This is a genomic window from Bacillus sp. lyk4-R2A-2 (genome assembly GCF_030209735.1).
GTDB classification, from domain to species: domain Bacteria; phylum Bacillota; class Bacilli; order Bacillales; family Bacillaceae; genus Bacillus; species Bacillus pumilus.
In genome coordinates this window covers 147,806-172,618 of record NZ_JARVRK010000001.1, presented here as the reverse complement: position 1 = coordinate 172,618, position 24,813 = coordinate 147,806, and the positions used below count along the sequence as shown (strand labels likewise).

At 45.3% G+C, this 24,813-nt stretch carries 5 protein-coding genes and 1 riboswitch; all 5 genes read left to right on the top strand.

All coding sequences use genetic code 11. The features are described 5' to 3' along the window. Window positions 1-2: 2 nt before the first annotated feature. The 5 genes from QRN39_RS00645 (at window position 3) to QRN39_RS00625 (ending at window position 24,785) form a co-directional block, all read left to right on the top strand. Window positions 3-1,094, top strand: coding sequence for an ABC transporter ATP-binding protein (locus QRN39_RS00645; protein WP_106032970.1), 1,092 nt, complete (start codon window positions 3-5; stop codon window positions 1,092-1,094). Next, window positions 1,094-1,963 carry an ABC transporter permease gene (locus tag QRN39_RS00640; protein WP_003214329.1) on the top strand — a complete coding sequence of 290 codons (870 nt, stop codon included), beginning with the start codon at window positions 1,094-1,096 and terminating at the stop codon, window positions 1,961-1,963. The genes QRN39_RS00645 and QRN39_RS00640 overlap by 1 nt, the downstream gene beginning before the upstream one ends. Then, complete coding sequence (locus tag QRN39_RS00635) at window positions 1,956-2,759, top strand: ABC transporter permease (RefSeq protein WP_003214190.1); 804 nt, start codon at window positions 1,956-1,958, stop codon at window positions 2,757-2,759. Before QRN39_RS00640 ends, QRN39_RS00635 begins: the two co-directional genes overlap by 8 nt. A gap of 365 nt (window positions 2,760-3,124) precedes the next feature. After that, window positions 3,125-3,217: riboswitch (cyclic di-GMP riboswitch) on the top strand. Window positions 3,218-3,363: 146 nt separating this feature from the next. Then, complete coding sequence (locus tag QRN39_RS00630) at window positions 3,364-14,070, top strand: non-ribosomal peptide synthetase (protein WP_284905724.1); 10,707 nt, start codon at window positions 3,364-3,366, stop codon at window positions 14,068-14,070. Between the two features lie 20 nt (window positions 14,071-14,090). Continuing rightward, a complete protein-coding gene (locus QRN39_RS00625; RefSeq protein WP_284905722.1) occupies window positions 14,091-24,785 on the top strand; it encodes a non-ribosomal peptide synthetase in 10,695 nt (3,564 codons plus the stop codon). Window positions 24,786-24,813: the final 28 nt, after the last annotated feature.

Here is a 24,813-nt window from a genome sequence, read left to right as displayed (position 1 = left end):
GTATGAGTGGAATCCATTTAGAACATATTAGCCAGCATTTCGGCGAGCAGATTGCTCTTAACGATGTCAGTCTTACGGTGAATGAGGGAGAGTTTTTCTCCCTTCTTGGTCCTAGTGGCTGCGGGAAATCAACGTTATTAAACATCATTGGCGGTTTTTTAGAGTCAACAAAAGGTGTCGTCTATATTGGTGATCAGAATGTGACGAATTTACCGCCTTATCAAAGAAAAACGGGTATGGTTTTTCAAAGCTATGCACTCTTTCCGCATCTGACCGTATTTGATAATGTGGCGTATGGGTTAAAGGTTCAAAAGAAAAAGAAGGCAGAAATTAAAGAGAAGGTAATGGAGAGTTTGTCTCTTGTGCAATTAGAAGCGTTTGCGAAACGTATGCCGCATCAATTAAGTGGTGGACAGCAGCAGCGGGTAGCGATTGCAAGGGCGCTTGCGATTCAGCCATCTGTTCTTCTTCTTGATGAACCGCTCAGCAACCTAGATGCAAAACTAAGAAAAAATATGCAGACAGAGCTTCGAAATATTCAAAGGAATGTCGGAATTACCACCATTCTCGTGACCCATGATCAAGAGGAAGCATTAAGTCTTTCTGATCGGGTTGGGATTTTAGGAGAGGGGAAAATCCAGCAGATTGGGACGCCTTTAGAGGTGTACCGCCAGCCGAACAATCGATTTGTTGCTGAATTTATCGGACAAGTGAACCTATTTGAGGCGGTCTATGATGAAGCGAAAGCTGCATTTATCGTTCCTCATTTAATCCAGTCAAACGGGCAGGAAGTTCAATTAAAGGCAGCGGCACACCAAGAGAAGAAGGAGAAGCATTTACTCATGCTCCGTCCGGAAAGAATCAACATATCTTCTGAGCGGGAAGACATTCAGTCCAACCATGTATCAGGTGTGCTGACTGATGTCAGTTATATTGGTCACTCATTACGTTTGGTGGTGGGGCTCGATAGCGGTGAAATGATTGTTCATGCTTCTGATGCAGCATTTCCAGAGCTGCCGAAAGCTGGAGAAGCTATTCATATCAATTGGCAGCCTGAAGATATCGTTTTCCTAGATTCGAAGGTGCATACGTGATGCGTATCAAGAAAAAGAATCAGCGATTTCATTGGTTCATGCTGCTGCCGGCGTGTTTGTTTCTTGTTGTATTTCTTCTAGCGCCGCTTGTGATGATGTTCGTGCTCAGTTTTCGTGATGTGGATTCAATGATGAACACATTACAAACGTATAGCTTTTCTCAATATATTCATGTGTTCACGACAGATGCGTATGTGAAGGCGATTGGAAGTACAGTGTGGGTAGCCTTACAGACAACGGTGATTTGTTTATTGATGGCATACCCTGCAGCATACGTGCTCGTCAAGGCACCTCATCCGCGTCTGCGGGCATTTTTCTATATCCTACTTGTCTCGCCGCTTTTGACAAGCGTTGTGATTCGGACATTTGCATGGATTGTCCTTCTTTCACAAAATGGTCTGATCAATGGCATGTTATTAGATTTACATGTGATTGAGAAGCCGCTCTCTATGCTGTGGAATATGAATGCGGTGATTATTGCTTATGTCCAGGTCATGCTGCCTTTTGCAGTGCTGCCTATTGCGACGAGCTTAACTGATATGGATCGTCATTTACGATCGGCTTCTATGAGTCTAGGAGCTGGACGAATTCGAACCTTCTTTCATGTGACCTTTCCATTGACCATTCCAGGGATGGTGACTGGGGCTATTATTGTCTTTTCGCTGGCGGCTGGGAGCTATATCACTCCGCTCTTAGTCGGCGGAAGAATGCAGCCGCTGCTACCGCTGTCTATTTATCAGCAGGTCATGCAGGTGTATAACTTGCCTCTTGCTGCAGCGATGTCCTTTACGTTATTGGTTTGTGTGCTTGTGGTGGTCAGTTTATTAAGCTATCTATTGAAGCGCTGGGAGGCGAGGATGCATGCGTAAAAAATCATTAGGTGATCGCTTGCTTTCCATCCTGATTTGGACTGCTGGGTCATTGGTTTATCTCTTTTTGACCATACCTGTTCTTGTCATTGTCCTATCTGCTTTTAGTCCAAATGCCTTTCCTGAATTTCCGCCGACTTCGTTCTCTGTTCGTTGGTTTCAAGAGGTCGTGTCGAATCCAGAATGGATGGAGTCTCTGCGTATCAGTGTGATTTTGCTATTCATCGTAACGCCTCTCACGGTTCTTTTAGGCACGATGGCTTCGTATGCTTTAGCAAGGCTTTCCTTTAAGGGAAAAGAGGCGATTCAAGCCTTCATTTTGTCACCTCTTATGATTCCTCAAGTAGTGTTAGGGATTGCCATGCTCTATTTGTTTACGGCTATGGGGTTTACGGGATCTTTGTGGGCGCTTGTCATAGGTCATGTCATCATTGGCTTTCCCTATGTGGTTCGAACAGTAGGTGTCAGTGTCTCGAATTTGGATCCGCGGCTTGAGCTAGCTTCAATGAATCTTGGCGCAGGACCCATTCGCACATTCTTTCGAGTGACGCTGCCTTTGATAAAGCCAGGAATTATTGCAGGTGGGGTATTTTCTGCCGTGACGTCATTTGGGGAAATATCGATCAGTTTGTTCGTTTCCTCTCCCCAAACGATTACGATTCCCGTCAGGACGTTTAATTACATTGAGCAAACCTTTGATCCGAGTGTCAATGCGATATCTGTCATATTTATTATCATTTCTATCATTGCGTTGCTCATTATTGAAAAAACAATTGGCTTGTCTAAGGTGATGTAAATATAATGAAGAAACAAGGGAGCTGTCATTTGAAATGGCAGCTCTTTTTGTGTTGTTTTTACGGTAAATATTTTCAATTTTTTAGGGAATATAGTTCTTAAGATTTAAGAAATTGTGGAGGGTGGAAGGAGACCTCTATCCTACATTTTCGGTCATATTTGCAAAATTTAAGGGAAAACATGAAATTTTTGCGGTATTTAGTCGATTCTTTTCGGTTGAACGCAACTATTATTAGTTATTTTCGGTAAATATCGTAAATTATTATGTGATTCATTCGGCATAACGCATGAATCTTTACACCCATTTTTCGGTGAAAAAAACAATAATTTCATATAAAGTGGACGTAATATAGAAAATATTTAAAAAGAAGAAAAAGGCAAATCTATGGAAACGTAGAGACGCAAAGCCATGTCCTAAGGTAAATGTTGCTTTTTTACTAAGGTCGCCAGGTTACCGAATCAAAATGGGAGTCCCTCCGTTTTATTCGGGGTGGGCTTCTTTCCGTATTCTGTCTATTTTAATGAAATAGACTTGGTTCTTTTGATATAGAGGGTGCAGGGTTGTCACATTGGTGGAAAAAACATAGAAGAGGCGGAGGATGAAAATGAATACAGTTTATTACCCCTTAACACATGCGCAAAAGCGAGTATTCTACACGGAAAGATTTTATCCAGGTACAAGTATTTCTAATTTGGGTGGATTCGCCAGATTGAGATCGGTATCAGGTTTAGATCCATCTTTGGTCGTTGACGTGCTTCAAGCGTACATTCGCCAAACTGACTCCCTTCGGTTGAGGCTGGTGTATCGACATGAGCAGGAGGAGCCTGTTCAATATATCAAGCCTTATGAAGAACAGCCGATTCGCATGGAAAAGGGCTGGAGTGAAGAAAAAGTGAGGGCTTGGGCGAATGAGCAAATCCGTGAGCCGATGCCGTTGATTGACAGTCCCTTGATTGAATTTACGGTCTTTCAAATCAGTGATCAAGAGTGCTGGCTGTTTTGTAAAGCACATCATATTGTGGCGGATGGCATCTCCATTATCTTAATGGGAAATCGCATCATCGACTTATACCAGGACATGCTGCAGGAGGTAGACATCTCACCGGTTGAGGAGATTTCCTTCGTTGACCACATCATGAGTGAGCAAAGCTATGAAACTTCTAAACGATTTCAAAAAGACCAAGCTTTTTGGAATGAGCAATTTGCCAATATTCCAGATTTCGCTTCATTAAAACCGCATAAGGGATACGAGATGAGTTTACATGCGGAGCGATTTTCAGGGGATATTCCAGATTCTTTGAAGGAGAAACTTCGTGCGTTTTGTGAGGAGCAGAAAGTCAGTATGCTCTCGATGTTTATGTCCACTGTTTATGTATATTTACATCGTTTTAGCGGCATGGGGGATGTTGTTCTTGGAACCTTTATGGGCAACCGAACAAACGCCAAAGAAAAAAAGATGATTGGTATGTTTGTTTCCACGATTCCGATGCGTGCATCTGTTCAGGGGTCGCAAACATTTCTTGATTTTGTCAAACAGGTCATGGCGGATCAAATGAAGATCTTGCGTCACCAAAAGTACCCTTACAATCTCCTCATGAATGATTTGCGAGAAAGAGAAGGGTTTACAGGACGCCTTTTTGATATTTCTTTAGAATACCAGGTCATGCAGTGGCAGAAAAAAGAGAATCTGTCTTTCATTACTGAACCGATCTTTAGCGGGAGCGGAATGAATGATATTTCCATTCATGTAAAGGACCGCTGGGATACTGATACATTGACCATTGATTTGGACTACCGTACAGATGTATTCACCGAAGAAGAAATCAGTAAGATGTTTGATCGATTCTTAATCATACTAGAAGCGGCAGTCTCCCAGCCTGACCAGCTGATCGGGAAACTCCCTTTACTTCCACCAGATGAACAAAAGGAACTGCTTCAATTATCTGAGAGAAAACCTTTTGAAAAGCCAGCTGAAAAGCCGGTTCACCACCTGTTTGATGAGACAGCCAATAAGTATGCAGAGCGAACAGCTGTTGTAGCAGAAAATGGAGCATTTACTTATGGAGAACTGTTTCAAAAGGCAGAAAAGCTGGCGCGTTTTTTACAAATGAAAGGTGTCTCGCGTGATGTGCCTGTTGCTGTCCTAATGGATCGGAAGGCAGAGGCTATGGTGTCGATCTTCGGCATATTAAAGGCTGGCGGGGCGTATGTACCGATTGACCCGGCATTACCTGAGGAGCGTATTCAATATATTGTGGAGGATTCTGGTGCTTCCATTGTGTTAACTGAGGAATCGTTCGTTTCAACATACCGTGCTCTCTCGGAAAAAATGGTCGTGCAGCAGCAAATCGCATTAGATGATGAACTGCTGCCTCAGCTTGTAGATCAGTCGGTACCAGAGGATTTGGCTTATATGATTTATACATCGGGGACGACTGGAAAGCCGAAGGGCGTCATGATTGAGCATCTTCAGCTGCATCATTTGGTCCATGCCTTGCATCATGAGATTTATGAAGAGGCGAGTGAGCTTCAAATGGCGCTTCTTGCACCATTCCATTTTGATGCATCGGTGAAACAAATCTTTGCTGCGCTATTATTTGGGCATACGCTTCATATCATCCCGCGAGAAACAACGAGAAATGGTGTTCAATTAGCGGCTTATTATAAAAAACATCAAATTGAAGCAGCAGACGGAACACCGGCGCATGTGCAGCTTTTACTTGCAACGGAATTAGATGGGCTGTCCTTGAGGCATATGTTAGTTGGGGGAGAAGCATTGCCTGCGAAAGCAGCATATTCTCTTATCGAAGCGGTTCGGATGAGTGAGCCTGATTTTACTTTGTGGAATGTGTATGGTCCGACTGAGACGTGTGTCGATGCGGCGGTTCATCGCCTAGAACTAAGTGAGCTGCGCGAATCCTCTGAACAGCAGCGTTATGTGTCAATCGGAAAGCCGCTCGGTCATCACCGTCTTTACATTTTAAATGACCATGATCAATTACAGGTACAGGGGGCTGCTGGAGAACTGTGCGTTGCAGGGATAGGTGTTGGACGAGGCTATGTGAATCAGCCTGAATTGACGGAGAAAGTATTTACGGCAGATCCATTTTCTCCAGATGAGCGGATGTATCGAACAGGGGATCTAGTCAGATGGCTTCCTGATGGCACAATTGATTATCTTGGCAGAATGGATGATCAAGTGAAAATTAGGGGTTACCGCATAGAAACAGGCGAAATTGAAGCAGTGATGGAGCAGGTAGATGGAGTGGATCAAGCTGTCGTACTTGTTGTCGAAGAAGCGGACGGGGAAAAGGCGTTAAGTGCTTACTATCAAGCTCGTCATGAAAATGTGTCAGTTGACATACTTCAAGCCGCTATCAAACATCAGCTACCAGCTTACATGATGCCGCTCTATTTCAAAGAGCTCGATGCATTTCCACTCACAGTCAGTGGCAAAGTCGATCGTCGTGCGCTTGCTGCCTTAAAAGGTGATAAAGCCGTCCAAGCTGTTTATGCTGCGCCTAGAAACGGTCTCGAAACGAAGCTTGTACGTTTGTGGGAAGAAATTCTTGGTCAAGAGAAGATTGGTATATATGATTCCTTCTTCGAACGAGGGGGGCATTCACTGAAAGCAATGACTGTACTCACACATGTGCAGCGAGATTTTCAGGTGGAGGTGCCGCTGTCCGTTTTATTTGAACAGCAGACCATTGCCGCTTTGGCTGCCTACATTGAGCAAGCGGAAACATCTTCTGAAACGGTGATACCTAAAGCACCTGCCTTAGACCATTACCCATTGTCACCTCCACAGCAGCGTGTTTATATGGTGAGTCAATTAGAGCAAAGCACTGCATACCATATGCCAGCTGTTGTGAGGTTAAAAGGAACGCTGCATCAAGAGAAGCTGACGGAAGCCTTTGAAAAACTCATCACACGTCATGATATGCTGCGTACGTCTTTTCATACGTTGAAAGGTGTTCCGCGTCAACGGGTAGCTCCATCCGTGCCTTTTCAAATAGAGCAGCTAACAGGCGGTACGATGGAAGAAAATATGCAGCAATTTGTCAGACCCTTTGACCTTGAGTGTGCACCACTTCTTCGCATTGGGTTGAAGTCATTACATGATCAGGAGCACCTGCTCTTTTTCGATATGCATCACCTGATTTCAGATGGTCTTTCGATTGATTTGATGCTGCGTGAGCTGTCAGATGCTTACGAGGGATCGGTCAAAGACCCATTGAAGCTTCAATATCAGGACTATGCTGTTTGGCAAGAACAACAAGATTTTCAAAAAGAAGAAGCATTCTGGCTGCAGGAATTTTCGGGTGATCTTCCTGCTTTACAGCTGCTGACCGATTATCAGCGCCCAGCGGTCCAGTCGTTTGCAGGGGATCGTGTGATCAAAGAAATCAATGAAACGTTAAAGCGGCAATTACAGGAGCTAGCGGCAAAACACCATACGACACTGTATACGGTTCTGCTTTCTGCTTACTATACATTGCTTGCGAAGTACACGGGTCAAAAGGAATTCGTGGTTGGAACACCGGCGGCGGGGCGTGTGCATGCAGACTTGGATGACATGATTGGCATGTTTGTCCAGACACTTGCTTTGCGGTCCGAGGTTGATCCGAATGGAACCATGTCGCAGTTGATCGAGCAAGTGAAGGAAAAGACGATGCATGCATTTGAGCATCAGCAATATCCATTTGAACGACTGCTTGAAAAACTGAATGTGCCAAGGGATTTTAGCCGTCATCCATTATTCGATACCGTTTTTACACTCATGCCAGATCATGAATCAGCCCAGCATATAGGAGAAATGCAAGTTGAAATCGAAGAAACCAATTTCCATATTGCAAAGTTTGATTTAACGCTGCAAGCGATGGAGTCAGATCAAGGGTTATCCTTTGTCCTCGATTACAGTACGGCGCTATTTAAACGAAGTACAGCTGAGCAGATGCTACATCATTATATGTATTTGCTGAAGCAGATGGTTCAAGCGCCGGAGGAGGCGATTCGATCTTATCGATTACTCTCTGAACAAGAAGCAGAAGCTCAACTGAATCTGTGGAATCCGTTACCGACGCCTTATCCGTCAGAAGAAACCATTGTGACGCAGTTTGAAGCACAGGTGCAGGCGCACGGTCATAAGTCTGCCCTCCAATGTGAAGGTGTGATTCTTTCTTACCAAGAACTAAATGACCGTGTGAATCAGCTGGCTCATTATTTACGTGAACATGGGTTTGAAAGAGGGATGAAAGCAGCCTTATTCTTTGAACGATCTAATGAGATGGTACTCTCTGTTCTAGCTATACTTAAGGCGGGCGGCGTCTATGTACCAATTGATCCTGATTTCCCTGATGAACGCGTGAAGCACTTTTTAACAGACAGCGGTGCGCAATTCTTACTGACACATCAAGTGCTGCGCCATCGTTCGGTGCTTGCTTCTTTCGAGGGAACCATCATCGAAACAGAAGATCGTGGAATTGTTCAGCAATCAGACAGCAATATAGATATTCGGGTATTGCCAGAGGATTTGGCGAATTTGACCTATACATCTGGTACAACTGGAAAACCTAAAGGAAATATGGTGACACACCGGAACATTTTGAGAACAGTGAAGCAATCAAATTATCTTGCCATTCATCATGAAGACACGGTGATGAGCCTATCAAACTATGTATTTGATGCTTTTATGTTCGATGTGTTTGGTGCTTTATTAAACGGTGCGAAACTGATTGTTCTGCCAAAGGATCATATCTTAAACATGAATGAGCTTTCTGGAGCGATTGAGAAGGAGAAAGTCAGTATTTTAATGATCACGACAGCTCTTTTTCACTTACTTATCGATATGAAAAAAGACAGCCTAAAGAACGTCAGAAAAGTTCTATTTGGCGGAGAACGTGCTTCCGTACCTCATGTCATGACTGCACTTGAAACGGTAGGGGAAGGCAAGCTTGTTCATATGTACGGTCCTTCTGAAAGTACGATTTTCACTACGTATTATCCAGTGAATCACATTGAGGAGCAGGCGTTATCCATTCCAATCGGAAAGCCAGTGAGTCAAACGGCTGTTTATATTGTAGATGAATTTGGACAGCTGCAACCGCCAGGTGTAGCAGGAGAGCTATGTGTCGCTGGTGATGGACTGGTAAAAGGATATTATGGGCAGCCAAAACTCACAAGTGAAAAATTCGTGGAAAATCCTTTCCGCCCTGGTGAGGTCATGTATAAAACGGGTGATCTTGCCCGCTGGCTGTCAAATGGAGAGATTGAATTCATTGGACGAATCGATCATCAAGTGAAGATTCGTGGTCAGCGTATTGAACTTGGAGAAATTGAGCATCAGCTGCTGCGCCATCCGCAATTAAAGGAAGCCGTCGTCATTGCAGCCCCAAATGACACATTATGTGCATATTTTACAGCCGAAGGATCCGTCTCATTAACTGATTTGCGCGAGCAAGCAGGACGTGAACTGCCTGTGTATATGATGCCGTCATTCTTCATGCAATTAGACGAGCTTCCGTTGACGAATAACGGCAAGGTAGATAGGCGAGCGTTGCCGGTGCCTGACCTAAGTGAGCAGGGGATAAATGAGTATTTCCCTCCTCAAACCGAAACAGAGCATCACGTAGCGCGCATTTGGGAGGAAGTTCTTGAAGTGCCGCGAATCGGCAGGAACGATCATTTCTTTGAATGCGGCGGCCATTCGCTACGCGGCATGAAAATGCTGAACAAGCTGTATGAAGAGATGCATGTGGAGCTCACTTTGAAGTCTTTATTTGAATCACCAACATTAGAGGCGTTTGCCTTGGCGGTTGATCAAGCGGATCAAACGGAGATCAAGCGAGTGGAGATCGCAGAAGAAGCGGCCTATTATCCAGTGACATCTGCTCAGAAAAGACTGTTTGTATTGGAGAAAATGACCGATGCGGAGCAAAGCTATCATATGCCGGCTGCTTTAAAGCTAGAAGGTGCTTTTGATGAAAAACGATTTAAAAAAGCGATTGAACAGCTTGTCCATCGTCATGAAGCATTCCGAACGAGCTTTGATTTTGTTCAGAATGAACCTGTTCAACGGATTGAACCAAACATCTCCGTAGACATTGAGACAATCGAAGGGAACGGAAGAGACATACAGGAATTGATGAATGATTTTATCCGTCCTTTTGATATAGAAAAGGCGCCTCTACTCAGAGTAGGTCTAGTTTCTGCTTCCGTAAATGTCCATTATTTACTGATTGATATGCATCATATCATTTCAGATGGTGCATCTGTGGGCATTTTAATTGAAGAGCTTTCAGCCTTGTATCGAGGAGACAAGCTAGAGGAATTACCTGTTCAATATAAGGATTATGCGGTTTGGTCAAAAAGCGAGACGTTTGCTGCACAAAAAAGAGCTGAAGAGGCGTTTTGGCTGGAGCAATTAGAAGGAGAACTGCCTGTACTGGCACTCCCAGAAGATCTGCCAAGACCAAAAGTGCAAACATTCGCAGGAGATCGTGTCTCATTTACAATCAATGGGCCGCTTAAAGCGAAATTGGATGAGCTGGTCAGAGCACTCAACAGTACGACGTATACAGTGCTACTCACTTGCTACAGTACCCTTCTAAGCAAGCTATCAAGACAAGAAGATATCATCATCGGTTCGCCGATTGTAGGCAGAACTCATCCTGATATTCAATCTGTCATTGGTATGTTTGTGAACACGCTGGCACTTAGAACAAAGCCAGCAGGACATCTGACAGCCGCAGAATTTGCGTCAAATGTTCATCAGCTTGTGTTAGAGGCAAATGAGCATCAGTTGTACCCATTTGAAGAATTGGTAGACCGAGTACAAGCGGTTCGAGACACTAGCCGTCATCCAATCTTTGATGTGGTGTTCTCGATGGAAAATGCGGATATCCGTAATTTAACGATGGATGGACTTCATATTGTTCCGGAGCCATTCGAAGAGAATATCGCCAAATTTGATTTGACCTTAACTGGAAACGAATCGGCTGATCACATTGAGCTTGTGTTCGATTTTAATACTTCTATCTTTCAACAGTCGTCGATTGAAAAGTGGAAGGAGTTTTTCCTTCATTTATTAGAACAAATGGTATCAGCGCCAGAACAATCGCTAGATCAAATGCAGCTATTATCACCGAAGCAGCAGCAAAAAATGCTCAACGAATGGTCAGGTCCTGTCCTAGACGTTCCGTCAGATCAAACGGTTTATGAACTGATCGAGGCTAAGGCATTTGAAGCACCTCATCAAAAAGCGGCGACCTTCTGCGGAACGAGCTGGACGTATGAAGAGCTGAACAGCCGGGCGAATAGAGTCGCTTCAAGACTTATCTCAAGGGGCATAAAACGAGGAGATCGTGTCGGCATTCTCACCCGTCCGTCCCTTGACATGACGGCAGCCGTCCTTGGCGTCCTCAAGACAGGTGCGACATTCGTTCCAATTGATGCGGATTATCCGGATCAGCGTATTGCCTACATGCTGGAAGACTGCGGGGCAGAGGTTCTTCTCATGCAAAAAGGATTAACTGCACCAACTTCCTTTGCAGGTCATGTCCTGTTGATAGAAGATACCGTAGAAGGCGAAGCACAAGACATTCAGGTTCATGTCAAACCAACAGATCTCGCCTATATGATTTACACATCTGGAACGACAGGACAGCCGAAGGGTGTCATGGTTGAGCACCAGTCCCTTGTGAATCTTGCGTTCTGGCACAATGATGCCTTCCAAGTGACCAATGCGGATCGAACCGCTAAATATGCCGGCTTTGGCTTTGATGCTTCCATTTGGGAAATGTTCCCGACATGGATCGCCGGCGCAGAGCTGCACATCATTGATGAAGCGATTCGTCTCGATATGATCAAGCTCAATGCGTATTTCAATGACGAAAATATCACCATTGCATTCCTGCCGACTCAGCTATGCGAGCAGTTTATGTCGATGGACAATCACTCCTTGCGTTACTTACTAACAGGAGGAGACAAGCTGAAACAGGTAAAGCCTGTTCCATATCAACTCGTGAATAACTACGGTCCAACTGAAAACACAGTCGTAGCGACAAGCGGGATCATCGAGCCAGATCAAGGCACGCTTCCGATCGGAACAGCGATTGCCAATACTCGTTTTTACATTATGGGTTCGTTATATGATCTCTCGCCGCCAGGCGTACCGGGTGAGCTTGTGATCGCAGGAAAAGGACTGGCAAGAGGGTACTGGAATCTTCCAGAGGAAACAGAGAAAAGCTTTGTCCCAGATCCATTTTATCCAGGTGAGCGCATGTACCTGACAGGCGATTTAGTGAAATGGACGGAGGATGGTGAGCTGATCTATCTCGGCAGAAAAGACCATCAGGTCAACATCCGCGGCTTCCGGATTGAGCTGTCAGAAATTGAAGCGCAGCTTCTTGCACTTTCGGAAATCAAAGAAGCAGTCGTGACAACGGTCAAAGATGCCAGCGAACAGGATGCCCTTGCCGCTTACGTCATCACAGATGAAGAAACGACCGACCTGAAAGAAAGTCTAAAACGCACGTTGCCAGACTATATGGTGCCTTCTTGGATCATTAAGCTTGACCAACTGCCGATGACGGCAAATGGCAAGGTCGATCTGAAAGCATTGCCAGCACCAAATATGGAAGCGAACCAAACAGCATACGAAGCACCAAGAGACGAAGTGGAAACACTACTATGCGGCATTTGGGAAGACGTGCTTGGCGTCAGCCAAGTCGGCATTCACGATCACTTCTTCTTCCTTGGCGGAGATTCGATTAAAGGCATTCAAATGGCAAGCAGGCTCACACAAGCGGGCTGGAAGCTTGATATGAAACTGCTTTTCCAATACCCAACGATTGCGGAGCTGCGCCCATATATCGAAGAAGCTGATCAACTGACAGCCGACCAATCACCTGTCGAAGGGGAAGTCATTTTCACACCAATTCAGCGCTGGTTCTTTGAACGAAACTTTACGAGTCAGCACCATTGGAACCAATCAGTTATGCTCCAAGCGCCAAATGGCTTGGATGAAACCATCGTTCAGCAAGTGTTGGAGCAGCTCATGATCCATCATGATGCCTTGCGAATGGTGTATCCGCTTGAAGAAGGACGCGTAATCCAGCGTCATCGAAAAATCGAAGAAAATTTGGTGGCTGTTGATGTGGTAGAAGTACAAGGGGAACTGTCGCAGCAAATCCAGCAGGTAGAAAACCTGGCAAATGAAGTGCAGGCGAGTATATCGCTAGCGGAAGGACCTTTAGTAAAGCCAGCCATTTTCCGAACGGATCAAGGGGATCATTTACTGCTCGCTGTACATCATCTTGTCATCGATGGTGTGTCATGGCGTATTTTCCTTGAAGATTTTATGGCTCTTTATGAACAGTCGAAGCGCGGGGAAATCCTGACACTTCCTGAAAAAACACACTCTTTCCAAGAATATGCCCAGAAGCTGACGGAATACGCGATGTCAGATGAGTTGCTGTCGGAAAGAGCTTATTGGAAAAAGGTACTTGCGCATTCTGTTACACCGCTTCAAAAGGATCATGTGACGGAGGATCAGCGGATGCTTCATACACAGACCATTCGTTTTACATTGTCTGAGGAGGAAACGCGCAGTCTGCTGACAGATGTACATGAAGCATATCAAACAGACATCAATGATATTTTGCTGACAGCACTCGGATTGTCCATGAAAGAGTGGACTGGTGAAGACAGACACTTTATTCATCTTGAAGGACACGGAAGAGAGAACATCCTCCCTGCGGTCAATGTATCACGGACGATTGGCTGGTTTACAAGTATGTATCCTGTGTTACTGGATATGTCGCATGCAGACGATCTTTCTTATCAGATCAAGCATTTAAAAGAGGAACTCAGGCACATTCCGAACAAGGGAATCGGCTATGGCATATTAAAATATTTAACCCCTGACAAGATGAAGGACGATATCTCATTTGAGCTCGCGCCACATATCAGCTTTAACTATCTTGGTCAGTTTGATGAACAGATCAGCGGTGAGTTAAGCCGTTCAACGTGGCATCCAGGACAATCGCTGAGTCCTGAATCAGAGAAACCTCATGCACTTGATATTGTTGGTTTCGTCGAACAAGCCATGCTCCATGTGACGATTTCTTATCATCATCTTGAATTTGAAGAACGTACGATGGAACAATTCAAGGACCTTCTTGAAAAGAATGTGAAGGCGCTGATCTCACATTGCGTATCACAGGAGGAAACCCAGATGACACCTAGTGATGTAGGGGATGAAGATCTCACGATGGATGAACTTGAAAAGCTAATGGATATATTTTAAGCAAACGAAGAGGTGGACATATGAGCAAGCAGAAGATTCAAAAGGTATATCCTTTAACACCCATGCAGGAGGGCATGCTGTATCATGCCATGCTAGACCCTAATTCCTCCTCTTATTTCACACAGCTTGAGCTTGGAATAAGCGGAGAATTTGATCACGCTCTTTTTGAAAAAAGTCTCAATGAGCTCATACGGACATATGACATTCTCCGTACAGCCTTTGTTTATCAACAATTACAAAAGCCTCGTCAGGTTGTACTTGCTGAACGTCATCTCGATGTGTATCGAGAGGATCTATCACATCTGAATCATCAAGAGCAGCAAAAGGTATTGGATCAATATAAAAAACAAGTGAGAAAGCAAGGATTTCATTTAACAAATGATCTGTTATTGAAGGTCGCTGTTTTTCAACTAAATGAAACAAATTGGCATCTAATTTGGAGCAACCATCACATCATCATGGATGGTTGGTCCATGGGTGTTTTAATGAAAAAACTGTTTCATTACTATGAATCTTTTCGGAACGGTCGAACGCCGGATCGCTCACAGGGTAAGCCTTATGCAGATTATATCCAGTGGCTTGGAAAGCAAAATAAACAAGAAGCGGAAAGCTATTGGCAGGAGCGTCTAGATGGAGCGGTTCAGCATCAAGGGCTGCTGCAGCAAAAAGAAGCGAACGGACAATACGACCATCAGGAATGGACGTTTACATGGGATGCTCAAACGGTACAAGCCATTCAAAATGTAGCAAGACAATGCCAAGTGACAGCCCCGAACCTGTTTCAGGCTGTCTGGTCTGTTCTTTTAGGCACCTATCATGCAGCTGATGACGTCACATTCGGCACCGTTGTATCGGGCAGACCTCCAAGTGTATCTGGAATTGAGCGCATGGCAGGGCTGTTTATCAATACGATACCCGTTCGAGTGACATTGGATCAGAAACAGACGTTTAAACAGCTGTTTCAAAAGGTTCAGCAGCACGCACTGGAAGCGGAAAACTATGATTTTATGCCGCTTTATGACATTCAGCAGAAGACAGCTGCTGGAGGGCAGCTTTTTGATCATTTGGTTGGGTTTGAAAACTATCCTTTAGATCAGGAGCTGTCTGGTGACACCATGTCTGCACGTCTTGGTTTTTCCATTGATGTAAAGGACGGATTTGAACAAACGAATTTTGACCTAAATATCCTTGTGTATCCAGGTGAAACATGGACATTGAAAATCAAATACAACGCCATAGCTTTTGAAGAAAAGATCATTGAAAACATATCGAAACATCTAACCAATCTCATGAAGCAAATCATCCAAAACCCTGAAGTACGCCTTCAGGACGTGACGTGTATCACGGAAGAGGAGAAGCAGCAGATCAAAGCGTGGAATCAGACGGAGCGAGATTATCCGAAGCATCTGTCTATTCCTGAGCTGCTCAATGAACGTGTGAAGGCGCAGCCTGACCATCTGGCATTAGTTGAAGGCGATCAAACATTCACGTACGAGGAGCTCGGACAAGAAATCAGTCGTTTAGCTGGCAGTCTTATTGAGAAAGGCGTACAGCCAGGAGATGCTGTTGCAGTGTATATGAACCGATCAGCTGATGCGGTGATTGCCATTTTAGCAGTTCTGCACGCAGGGGCAGCTTATGTGCCGATTGATCCTTCGCAGCCTGAAGAAAGAATCCGATTTATGCTTGAGGACAGTGGCGCATCCATTTTGCTTCATGCTGATAGTCAGCCGCCAGTTGATGAACAGATCAAGGCTGTACATGTGACGAGTCAGCCTCATCACTCACACATGGATGTATCAGTCAGGATGTCTCCATCTCACTTGGCGTATATCATGTATACATCGGGATCAACTGGACAGCCAAAAGGGGTTCAAATTGAGCATCAGCATATTGTGAGATTGGCTTGCTCTCAGGAGAAATTAGGCTTGAATAAGTCGGATCGTATGGCTCATACAGGGGCCGTCAGCTTTGACGCCATTACCTTTGAAATCTTTACCACGCTGCTGGGTGGGGCGACGCTGTATCCTGTTGACCGCGATACTTTATTGGATATTCATCGATTTGAACAATTTATCCAAACACATCAGATCACGACGCTCTTTTTAACGACTGGATTATTTAATCAGCTCGCTCAGCAGCGGCCACAAATGTTCAAAGGATTAACCACATTAATTACAGGCGGTGACGTGATCAATGTGAAGAGTGCGGAGCTTGTGAAACAGCATCATCCAGCACTTGTCTTGCTGAATGCCTATGGTCCAACAGAAAATACAACCATCTCGACCATTTACGAAGTAAGAGGAGATGAAACGGGTCCAATTCCAATTGGCCAGCCGATTAACCATTCGTCGGCTTATATTTTAGATGATGATCAACGATTGCAGCCAATTGGAGCGCCAGGAGAGCTGTATGTTGGCGGGGATGGTGTCGCAAGAGGGTATCTCCATCGTCCAGATTTGACCAATCAAGTATTCATGGCAAATCCTTTTAAGCCGTCAGGCCGTTTGTATCGAACAGGGGATTTGGCTCGGTATGGCGCGGATGGCCAAATCGAATTCCTCGGCCGGACAGATGATCAGGTGAAAATTCGAGGCTTCCGTATTGAGCTTGGTGAAATTGAATCAGTGCTTCAGCAAAAAGCGGGCATAGATGATGCGGTTGTGCTTGTCCATTCGTTTTCCTCAGATGAAAAGGAAATCACCGCTTACTTCACAGGGACAATGACAGAAGAAGAAGTGCGAGATTTATTTAATCAAGAGCTGCCAGCTTATATGGTGCCGCACCATGTGATGAAACTGGAGGCTTTTACGCTCACATCGAACGGCAAGGTAGATCGAAAAGCTTTACCAAAGCCGGACGAAGCGTATCAGGAGAAAAAGGAAATCATTCCGCCTGAGACGGAGACAGAAAAGGCACTCGCTCAAATTTGGGAGGAGCTTCTTGGAAAAACGGTAGGAGTAGATGAACATTTCTTCATGGCTGGCGGGCACTCTCTTAAAGCGATGATGATGTCCGCGAAGATTCAAGAGGTGCTTCAAAAGGAAATGCCGATTCAAGTAATTTTTGAGAAGCCGACGATTCGTTCATTAGCGGCATATATCGATCAGGATGGTCAAGAAGAAATGGGGCATCCGATTTTACCAGCAGAGCAGGCGGACGAGTATCCGGTATCACCAGCTCAGCGCCGTTTATACATTTTGCAGACACTTGAACCAGACAGCACGAATTATCATATTCCAATCGTCTTAACGCTTGAAGGAACGCTCGAATATCAGCGGCTCAAATCGGCGTTCGATCAGTTGATCCAAACGCACGAAATCCTAAGAACGAGTTTTCATATGAATGGAGAAGATATTGTTCAAAGAGTGAATGAATGGACGGGATTTGACCTTCCTGTTCATGATATCAAGGAAGAAGAGGCGGAGGCATTTCTTTCTGAACATCAATCACCATTTGATTTAACAACTGCGCCTTTATTACGAGCCCAGTTGTTGAAGATCAGTGAAAACCGTCATCTTCTCGTCTTGGAAGCGCATCATCTCATTACAGATGGCAGCTCCATGAAGACGTTCATACAAGATTTGGCGAAGGCCTATGATGGCGAAGCTCTTGCAGAAAGAACCATTCATTATAAAGATTACGCTGTCTGGCAGTTAAGTGAAGAAGAGACGGAGAAACAGAAGGAGCATGAAGCCTATTGGCTGAAGCAATTCGAAGGAGACTTGCCAGTATTAGAGCTGCCAACGGATTATTCGCGTCCAGCGGAACGTGATTTTTCAGGAGAACGATTCATGTTTGGCTGTGATCAAGCGACGACTCAGCGGATTCATGACCTGCTTCAGAAAACAGATACGACCATGTACATGTTCTTGTTATCTGCTTTTCAGGTGCTGCTTGCCACCTATAGCGGTCAGGAAGATATCATCGTTGGTTCCCCTGTTGCAGGACGGACACATCCTGATATACAGGACATGCCGGGGATGTTTATCAACACCGTTGCGATGCGCGGAAAACCAGAGCAAACGAAAACATTTTTACAGCTGCTTGAAGAAATAAAAGAAACGAGTGTTGATGCTTTTGCTCATCAAAGCTATCCGCTTGAAGAGTTAATTGCACGTCTTCCGTTAGATCGTGATACAACCCGAAGCCCGCTCTTTAGCGTGTCATTTAACATGCAGAACATGGAGGTTCCCGCACTAAAGCTCGGCGACCTGCACATTTCGCCTTATGCCATACAGCATCACTCAGTCAAATTTGATTTGTCTCTAGAAGCATTTGAACGAGAGGGAGCATTAAAGCTGAGCTTTGACTATGCAGCGGCGTTATTTAAAGAAGAGACGGTCCGCAGATTCGGAACGCATCTTCTTGCGATTATTCATGAAGCGGTCCAACACCCGGAGGAACAGATCGGCTTGCTCCCTATTCTTGAACAGCATGAGCAAATAGAGCGGTTGGAGAAAAAAGACGAAGTGCAAACAAATCATCATGAGCCTTTCCACGTCCAATTTTCACGTCAGGCAAAGGAAACACCAGATGCCATTGCGGTGATGGATGATCAACGGAAGCTCACTTACCGCGAGCTGGAAAACATGTCAAATGCGCTTGGCAGTGAACTGAAGATACGTGGCGTCGAGAAAGAAAAGACTGTAGCGCTGATTCTTGATCGCTCTGTCTATGTCATCGTTTCAATGCTTGGTGTGATGAAAGCAGGAGGTGCATTTGTGCCAATTGATCCGGCCTTCCCTGCGGAACGTATCAATTACACGTTAGAAGATTCAGGTGCACAAGTGATCGTAACAAATGAGTCTCTTGCAGGGTCCTATCAACATCACAAGTCGATTCAGGTCGTGCAGGTTGAAAAAGCAGTACTTCAAAGCCGCATGTTAGATTTACCGGAAGCATCAGCCAATCAACTTTCGTATGTGATTTACACATCTGGGACAACAGGAAAACCGAAGGGTGTTCAGCTCACGCATCGTAATCTATCACACTACGTTAACTGGCTGACAAATGAGGTGACATTGCAAGAATGCGATCGGACGGCACTTCTTTCTTCTTATGCATATGATCTTGGTTACACAAGCATTTTCCCTGTCTTAAAGGCAGGAGGAACCCTGTATGTGCCTCGTGAAGATGTGTATACAGACCCGGTACGACTCATGCGTTTAATTGATGAACAAGAGCTGACTTATATCAAAATGACACCATCCTTATTTCATATGATGGCAGATTCGAAGGATCATGCATTTAACGCTTTACGCCTTGTCATACTTGGAGGAGAACCGATTGTCTCTGAGGACGTTGAGACATTTATGGAGCAGCATCCATGTGTGGCTGTGATGAACCACTACGGCCCGACAGAGACAACCATTGGAATTGTGACCAAGCTGATCACAAAGCAAGAGCTAGGCACACTCAAGGATCGCTCTGTGATCGGGCAGCCAATTGCTCATACAAGAGCGCTCGTACTCAATCGTCAGCAGCGCCTCGTCCCTTATGGCGCACCTGGAGAGCTTTATATATCAGGGGAAGGTGTATCGAGAGGGTATTTGAATCAGCCTGAGTTAACGGCAGAGCGTTTTCTAGAAAATCCGTATTTTTCTGAAGAGCGGATGTATCGTACAGGAGATTTGGTCAGACAGCAGGCAAATGGAGACATTGAATTTCTCGGAAGAATAGATGATCAGGTGAAAATCCGCGGCTATCGTATTGAGAAGCAGGAAATTGAGCATGCCGCACGTGCACGATTATCCATTCAAGAGGTGTATGTCAAAGTACTTCATATGTCCCGTTTACCAGAGCTTGCCCTTTATTACACGTCGCCTGAACCGATTGGAACACTGACGTTTAGAGAAAAGCTTGCGGAGACACTGCCGGATTATATGATCCCAACGTACTTTGTCAAAGTCGACCACATCCCGCTCGCGCAAAACGGAAAGGTAGATGCGAAGTCTCTGCCGCTTCCGCACGAGGTGCATATGAATCGCGCGGTGCATGTAGCACCAAAAACGGCACTTGAGCAGACGCTTTGCGATATTTGGTCAGAAGTACTTGCGGTTGAACAAATAGGTGTGCATGATCACTTCTTTGAATTGGGAGGTCATTCCCTCAAAGGCATGGTGCTCATTTCAAAAATGCAAGCCAAGCTGAACAAGCATGTGCCGCTCAAAGTCCTTTTTGAAAAGCCAACGATACGCGCTATGGCAGCTTATTTAGAAGAAGTGGGTTCCTCGGACATGACATCCATTCAGCCGGCGGAGAAGCAAGATTTCTATCCTGTCTCTTCTGCTCAAAAGCGGATGTATGTGTTGCAGCAGCTGCATCCAGAAGCAGTGACTTACCATATGCCTGCCGTATTGATGATGGAAGGCAGTCTAGATGTAAAGCAGCTAGAAGAAGCGCTGCAAGCCTTGATCGAACGACATGAATCATTGCGGACAGCCTTTGTAGAAATTGACGGCGTACCCGTTCAAAAAGTGTATCGCCGAGTGCCGTTTACGTTAGAGGTTGTTGAAGTAGAGAAAGGTCATGAGCAACCTGTCATAGACGCATTCATCACCCCATTCTCATTACATCAAGCACCATTAATGAGGGCGAAGATGGCGAAGCTTTCTGAAGAAAAATATGTGTTCATGATGGATATGCACCATATCATCGCAGATGGTGTCACACGCAGTCTGCTCATTCAAGAATTGGCAGAGCTGTATGAGAAAAAGACGTTACCGCCAGTTCAGCTGCACTACAAGGATTATGCGGTGTGGCAGCAGGAAGAAAAGCAGCAAGCGCTGCACCAGAAACAGCGTCAATATTGGCTGGAGCAATACGCAGAGCCACCTGAAGATTTGGCACTGCCACTTGATTTTCCGCGCCCTCATGTCCAGTCATTTGAAGGAGACCGAGTCGATAGATGGTTATCTCCTGAGAAGGTGCAGACCATTAAAGCACTCATGGCTGAAAAAGGTGTAAGCATGAACATGGTCATGCAAACGGCATTTGCTATTTTCCTTTCCAAATTAACTGGGCAGACAGATATCGTTATAGGCGCTGTCACAGCAGGACGTACACATGCTTCAATCGAACGGGTTCCAGGCATGTTTGTGAATACACTGGCTCTTCGACATGAAGTGCAGCTCGAGGAAACGACAGCACAATTGCTTGAAAAAATGAAAGATCGAAGTCTATCAGCCTATGAACATCAAGAATTTCCGTTTGAGGAATTGGTAGCACAGTTAGATCTTCCGAAAGACACTAGCCGCAACCCATTGTTTAGTGTCATGCTGACAACGGATGACCGTGATATGACGTTACCGAAACTAAATGGATTCAAGCTTTCGCAAAAACAGCAAGAGACAGTTCATGCAAAATTTGATGTAACGCTCGGTATATTCGAAGAAAAGAACAAAGTGGGCTTACGCTTTGAATATGCAACGGCGCTGTTTAAAAAGAAGACCATTCAGCGTTGGAGTCGATATTATGAACAAATCATAGACGAGATGCTGGCGAAGCTAAATGAACCAATTTCATCGCTTTCGATCTTAAATGAAGAGGAAAAACAAGAACTGATCAATGAATGGTCAGGCCCTGTGCTACATGTACCGTCAGATCAAACGGTTCATGCACTGATTGAGGCTAAGGCATACCAGACACCTCATCAAAAAGCGGCGACCTTCCGCGGAACGAGCTGGACGTATGAGGAACTGAACAATCGGGCAAATACAGTCGCTTCAAGGCTCATCTCAAACGGCATAAAAAGAGGAGACCGCGTCGGCATTCTCACCCGTCCGTCCCTTGACATGACGGCAGCCGTCCTTGGCGTCCTGAAGTCAGGTGCGGCATTCGTTCCAATTGATGCGGATTATCCGGAGCAGCGTATTGCCTACATGCTGGAAGACTGCGGGGCAGAGGTGCTTCTCATGCAAAAAGGATTAACTGCACCAACTTCCTTTGCAGGTCATGTCCTGTTGATAGAAGATATCGTAGAAGGCGAAGCGCAAGAAATTCAGGTTCATGTCAAACCAACAGATCTCGCCTATATGATTTACACATCTGGAACGACAGGACAGCCGAAGGGTGTCATGGTTGAGCACCATTCTCTTGTCAATCTTGCGTTCTGGCACAATGATGCCTTCCAAGTGACAAACGCGGATCGAACCGCTAAATATGCCGGCTTTGGCTTTGACGCCTCCGTTTGGGAAATGTTCCCGACATGGATTGCCGGCGCAGAGCTGCACATCATTGATGAAGCGATTCGTCTCGATATGATCAAGCTCAATGCGTATTTCAATGACGAAAATATCACCATTGCATTCCTGCCAACTCAGCTATGCGAGCAGTTTATGTCTATGGAGAACCATTCTCTGCGTTACTTACTAACAGGCGGAGACAAGCTGAAACAGGTGAAGCCTGTTCCGTATCAACTCGTGAATAACTACGGTCCGACAGAAAACACCGTCGTGGCGACAAGCGGGATCATCGATCCAGATCAAGGTACGCTTCCGATTGGAACAGCGATTGCCAATACCCGTTTTCACATTATGGGTTCGTTATATGATCTCTCGCCGCCAGGCGTACCGGGTGAGCTTGTGATCGCAGGAAAAGGACTGGCAAGAGGGTACTGGAATCTTCCGGAGGAAACAGAGAAAAGCTTTGTCCCAGATCCATTTTATCCAGGTGAGCGTATGTACCTGACAGGCGACTTAGTGAAATGGACAGAGGATGGCGAGCTAATCTATCTCGGCAGAAAAGATCATCAGGTCAACATCCGCGGCTTCCGGATTGAGCTGTCAGAAATTGAGGCGCAGCTCCTTGCGCTGGCAGAAGTCAAAGAAGCAGTTGTGACAACGGTGAAAGATGCCAGCGAACAGGATGCCCTTGCCGCTTACGTCATCACAGATGAAGAAACGACCGACCTAAAAGAAAGTCTAAAACGAACGTTGCCAGACTATATGGTGCCTTCATGGATCATTAAGCTTGACCAACTGCCGATGACGGCAAATGGCAAGGTCGATCTGAAAGCATTGCCAGCACCTGATATGGAAGCGAACCAAACAGCATACGAAGCGCCAAGAGACGAAGTGGAAACACTACTATGCGGCATTTGGGAAGACGTGCTTGGCGTCAGCCAAGTCGGCATTCACGATCACTTCTTCTTCCTTGGCGGAGATTCGATTAAAGGCATTCAAATGGCAAGCAGGCTCACACAAGCGGGCTGGAAGCTTGATATGAAGCTATTATTCCAGTACCCAACCATTGCCGAGCTCCGTCCATATATCGAAGAAGCTGATCAACTGTCAGCCGACCAATCATCGGTTGAAGGGGAAGTCATGTTGACTCCAATTCAACGCTGGTTCTTTGAACGAACATTCACTGACCAGCATCATTGGAATCTCTCGATGATGCTTCATGCGCCAAATGGATTTGACCTTTTGATGACAGAACAAGTGATGCAGAAATTACTTTCACATCATGATGCACTGCGCATGGTGTACAGGCAAGAGGATGGCAGCATCCTGCAATACAATCAGCGGGAGCTCACTGAACCGATTGCGGTTATTTCTCATGATGTCTCTAAAGAGCACGACGTGAAAAAAGCCATTTCCACCTATGCCAACGAGTATCAGCGTCAGTTGAACCTCGAAACAGGTCCGCTCATGAAAGTGATCTGTTTCCGTGCAAAAGATGGCGATCACTTACTTATCGTGACACACCATCTTGTGATTGATGGTGTCTCATGCCGAATTTTACTAGAGGACTTTATGTCTCTTTATCAACAGGCAGCCCAAGGACAAACGCTCGTCCTACCGCCTAAAACCCACTCCTTTAAAGAATGGGCAGAGGCGATCGAACGATACGCACAGTCCAAGCCGTTAAAAAGCCAAAGTGAGTACTGGAATGAGATTGACAGGACGCCAATGACCACTTTACCTGTTGATCATGAAGTAACGAAAAGAAAAGTTGCTCAAACAAAAGCAGTACAGATGCAGCTTTCAGAGTCTGAAACCCAGCATCTTTTAACAGACATTCATCTACCGTACACAACGGAAATGAACGATATTCTTCTATGTGCGCTCGGTCTTGCCGTTCAGGAGTGGACAGGTGAATCCCATGTACATGTGCAGCTTGAAGGTCATGGAAGAGAGGATATTTTATCAGGGCTGGATGTCTCCCGCACGGTTGGCTGGTTTACGAGTATGTATCCAGTTGTACTGAAAGCAAAGCCGGATCAGACCGTAGCTGAGGCTATTAAAGGAACGAAAGAGATGCTGCGGCGTGTCCCGAATAAAGGGATCGGCTACGGGATTTTAAAATACCTCACAGCCACTGAATCGTCAGGACAGCATGTACAACCTGAAATCAGCTTGAACTATCTGGGGCAGATTGATCAAGAAGTGACGACAGAACTCTTTAGACCGTCCGCCTATGATATGGGACGACAAGCAAGCTCTGATTCAGAAGCTGTCTATAAGCTGAATCTCAGTGGTCTTGTTCAACATAATCGATTCATGATGTCGTGTTCCTATTGTACAGATGAATATGAAGAACAAACGATACAGCAGTTCATGGCATTGCTAAAAGAAAAAATCCAATCCATCATGACTCATTGTTTAGCACAGCACGAACGAGAATTTACGCCAAGTGATTTCTCTGCTGGTGACCTTGAAATGGATGAAATGGACGATATATTTGACATGCTTGAGGAGAAATTGACCTAACAACATGAGATCAGTCATAAAAACGGGA

What these genes read in the sequence shown, in the direction of transcription:
- QRN39_RS00625 (WP_284905722.1), top strand. Translation starts at nt 14,091, where the DNA reads ATGAGCAAGCAGAAGATTCAAAAGGTATATCCTTTAACACCCATGCAG.
- QRN39_RS00630 (WP_284905724.1), top strand. Translation starts at nt 3,364, where the DNA reads ATGAATACAGTTTATTACCCCTTAACACATGCGCAAAAGCGAGTATTC.
- QRN39_RS00645 (WP_106032970.1), top strand. Translation starts at nt 3, where the DNA reads ATGAGTGGAATCCATTTAGAACATATTAGCCAGCATTTCGGCGAGCAG.
- QRN39_RS00640 (WP_003214329.1), top strand. Translation starts at nt 1,094, where the DNA reads ATGCGTATCAAGAAAAAGAATCAGCGATTTCATTGGTTCATGCTGCTG.
- QRN39_RS00635 (WP_003214190.1), top strand. Translation starts at nt 1,956, where the DNA reads ATGCGTAAAAAATCATTAGGTGATCGCTTGCTTTCCATCCTGATTTGG.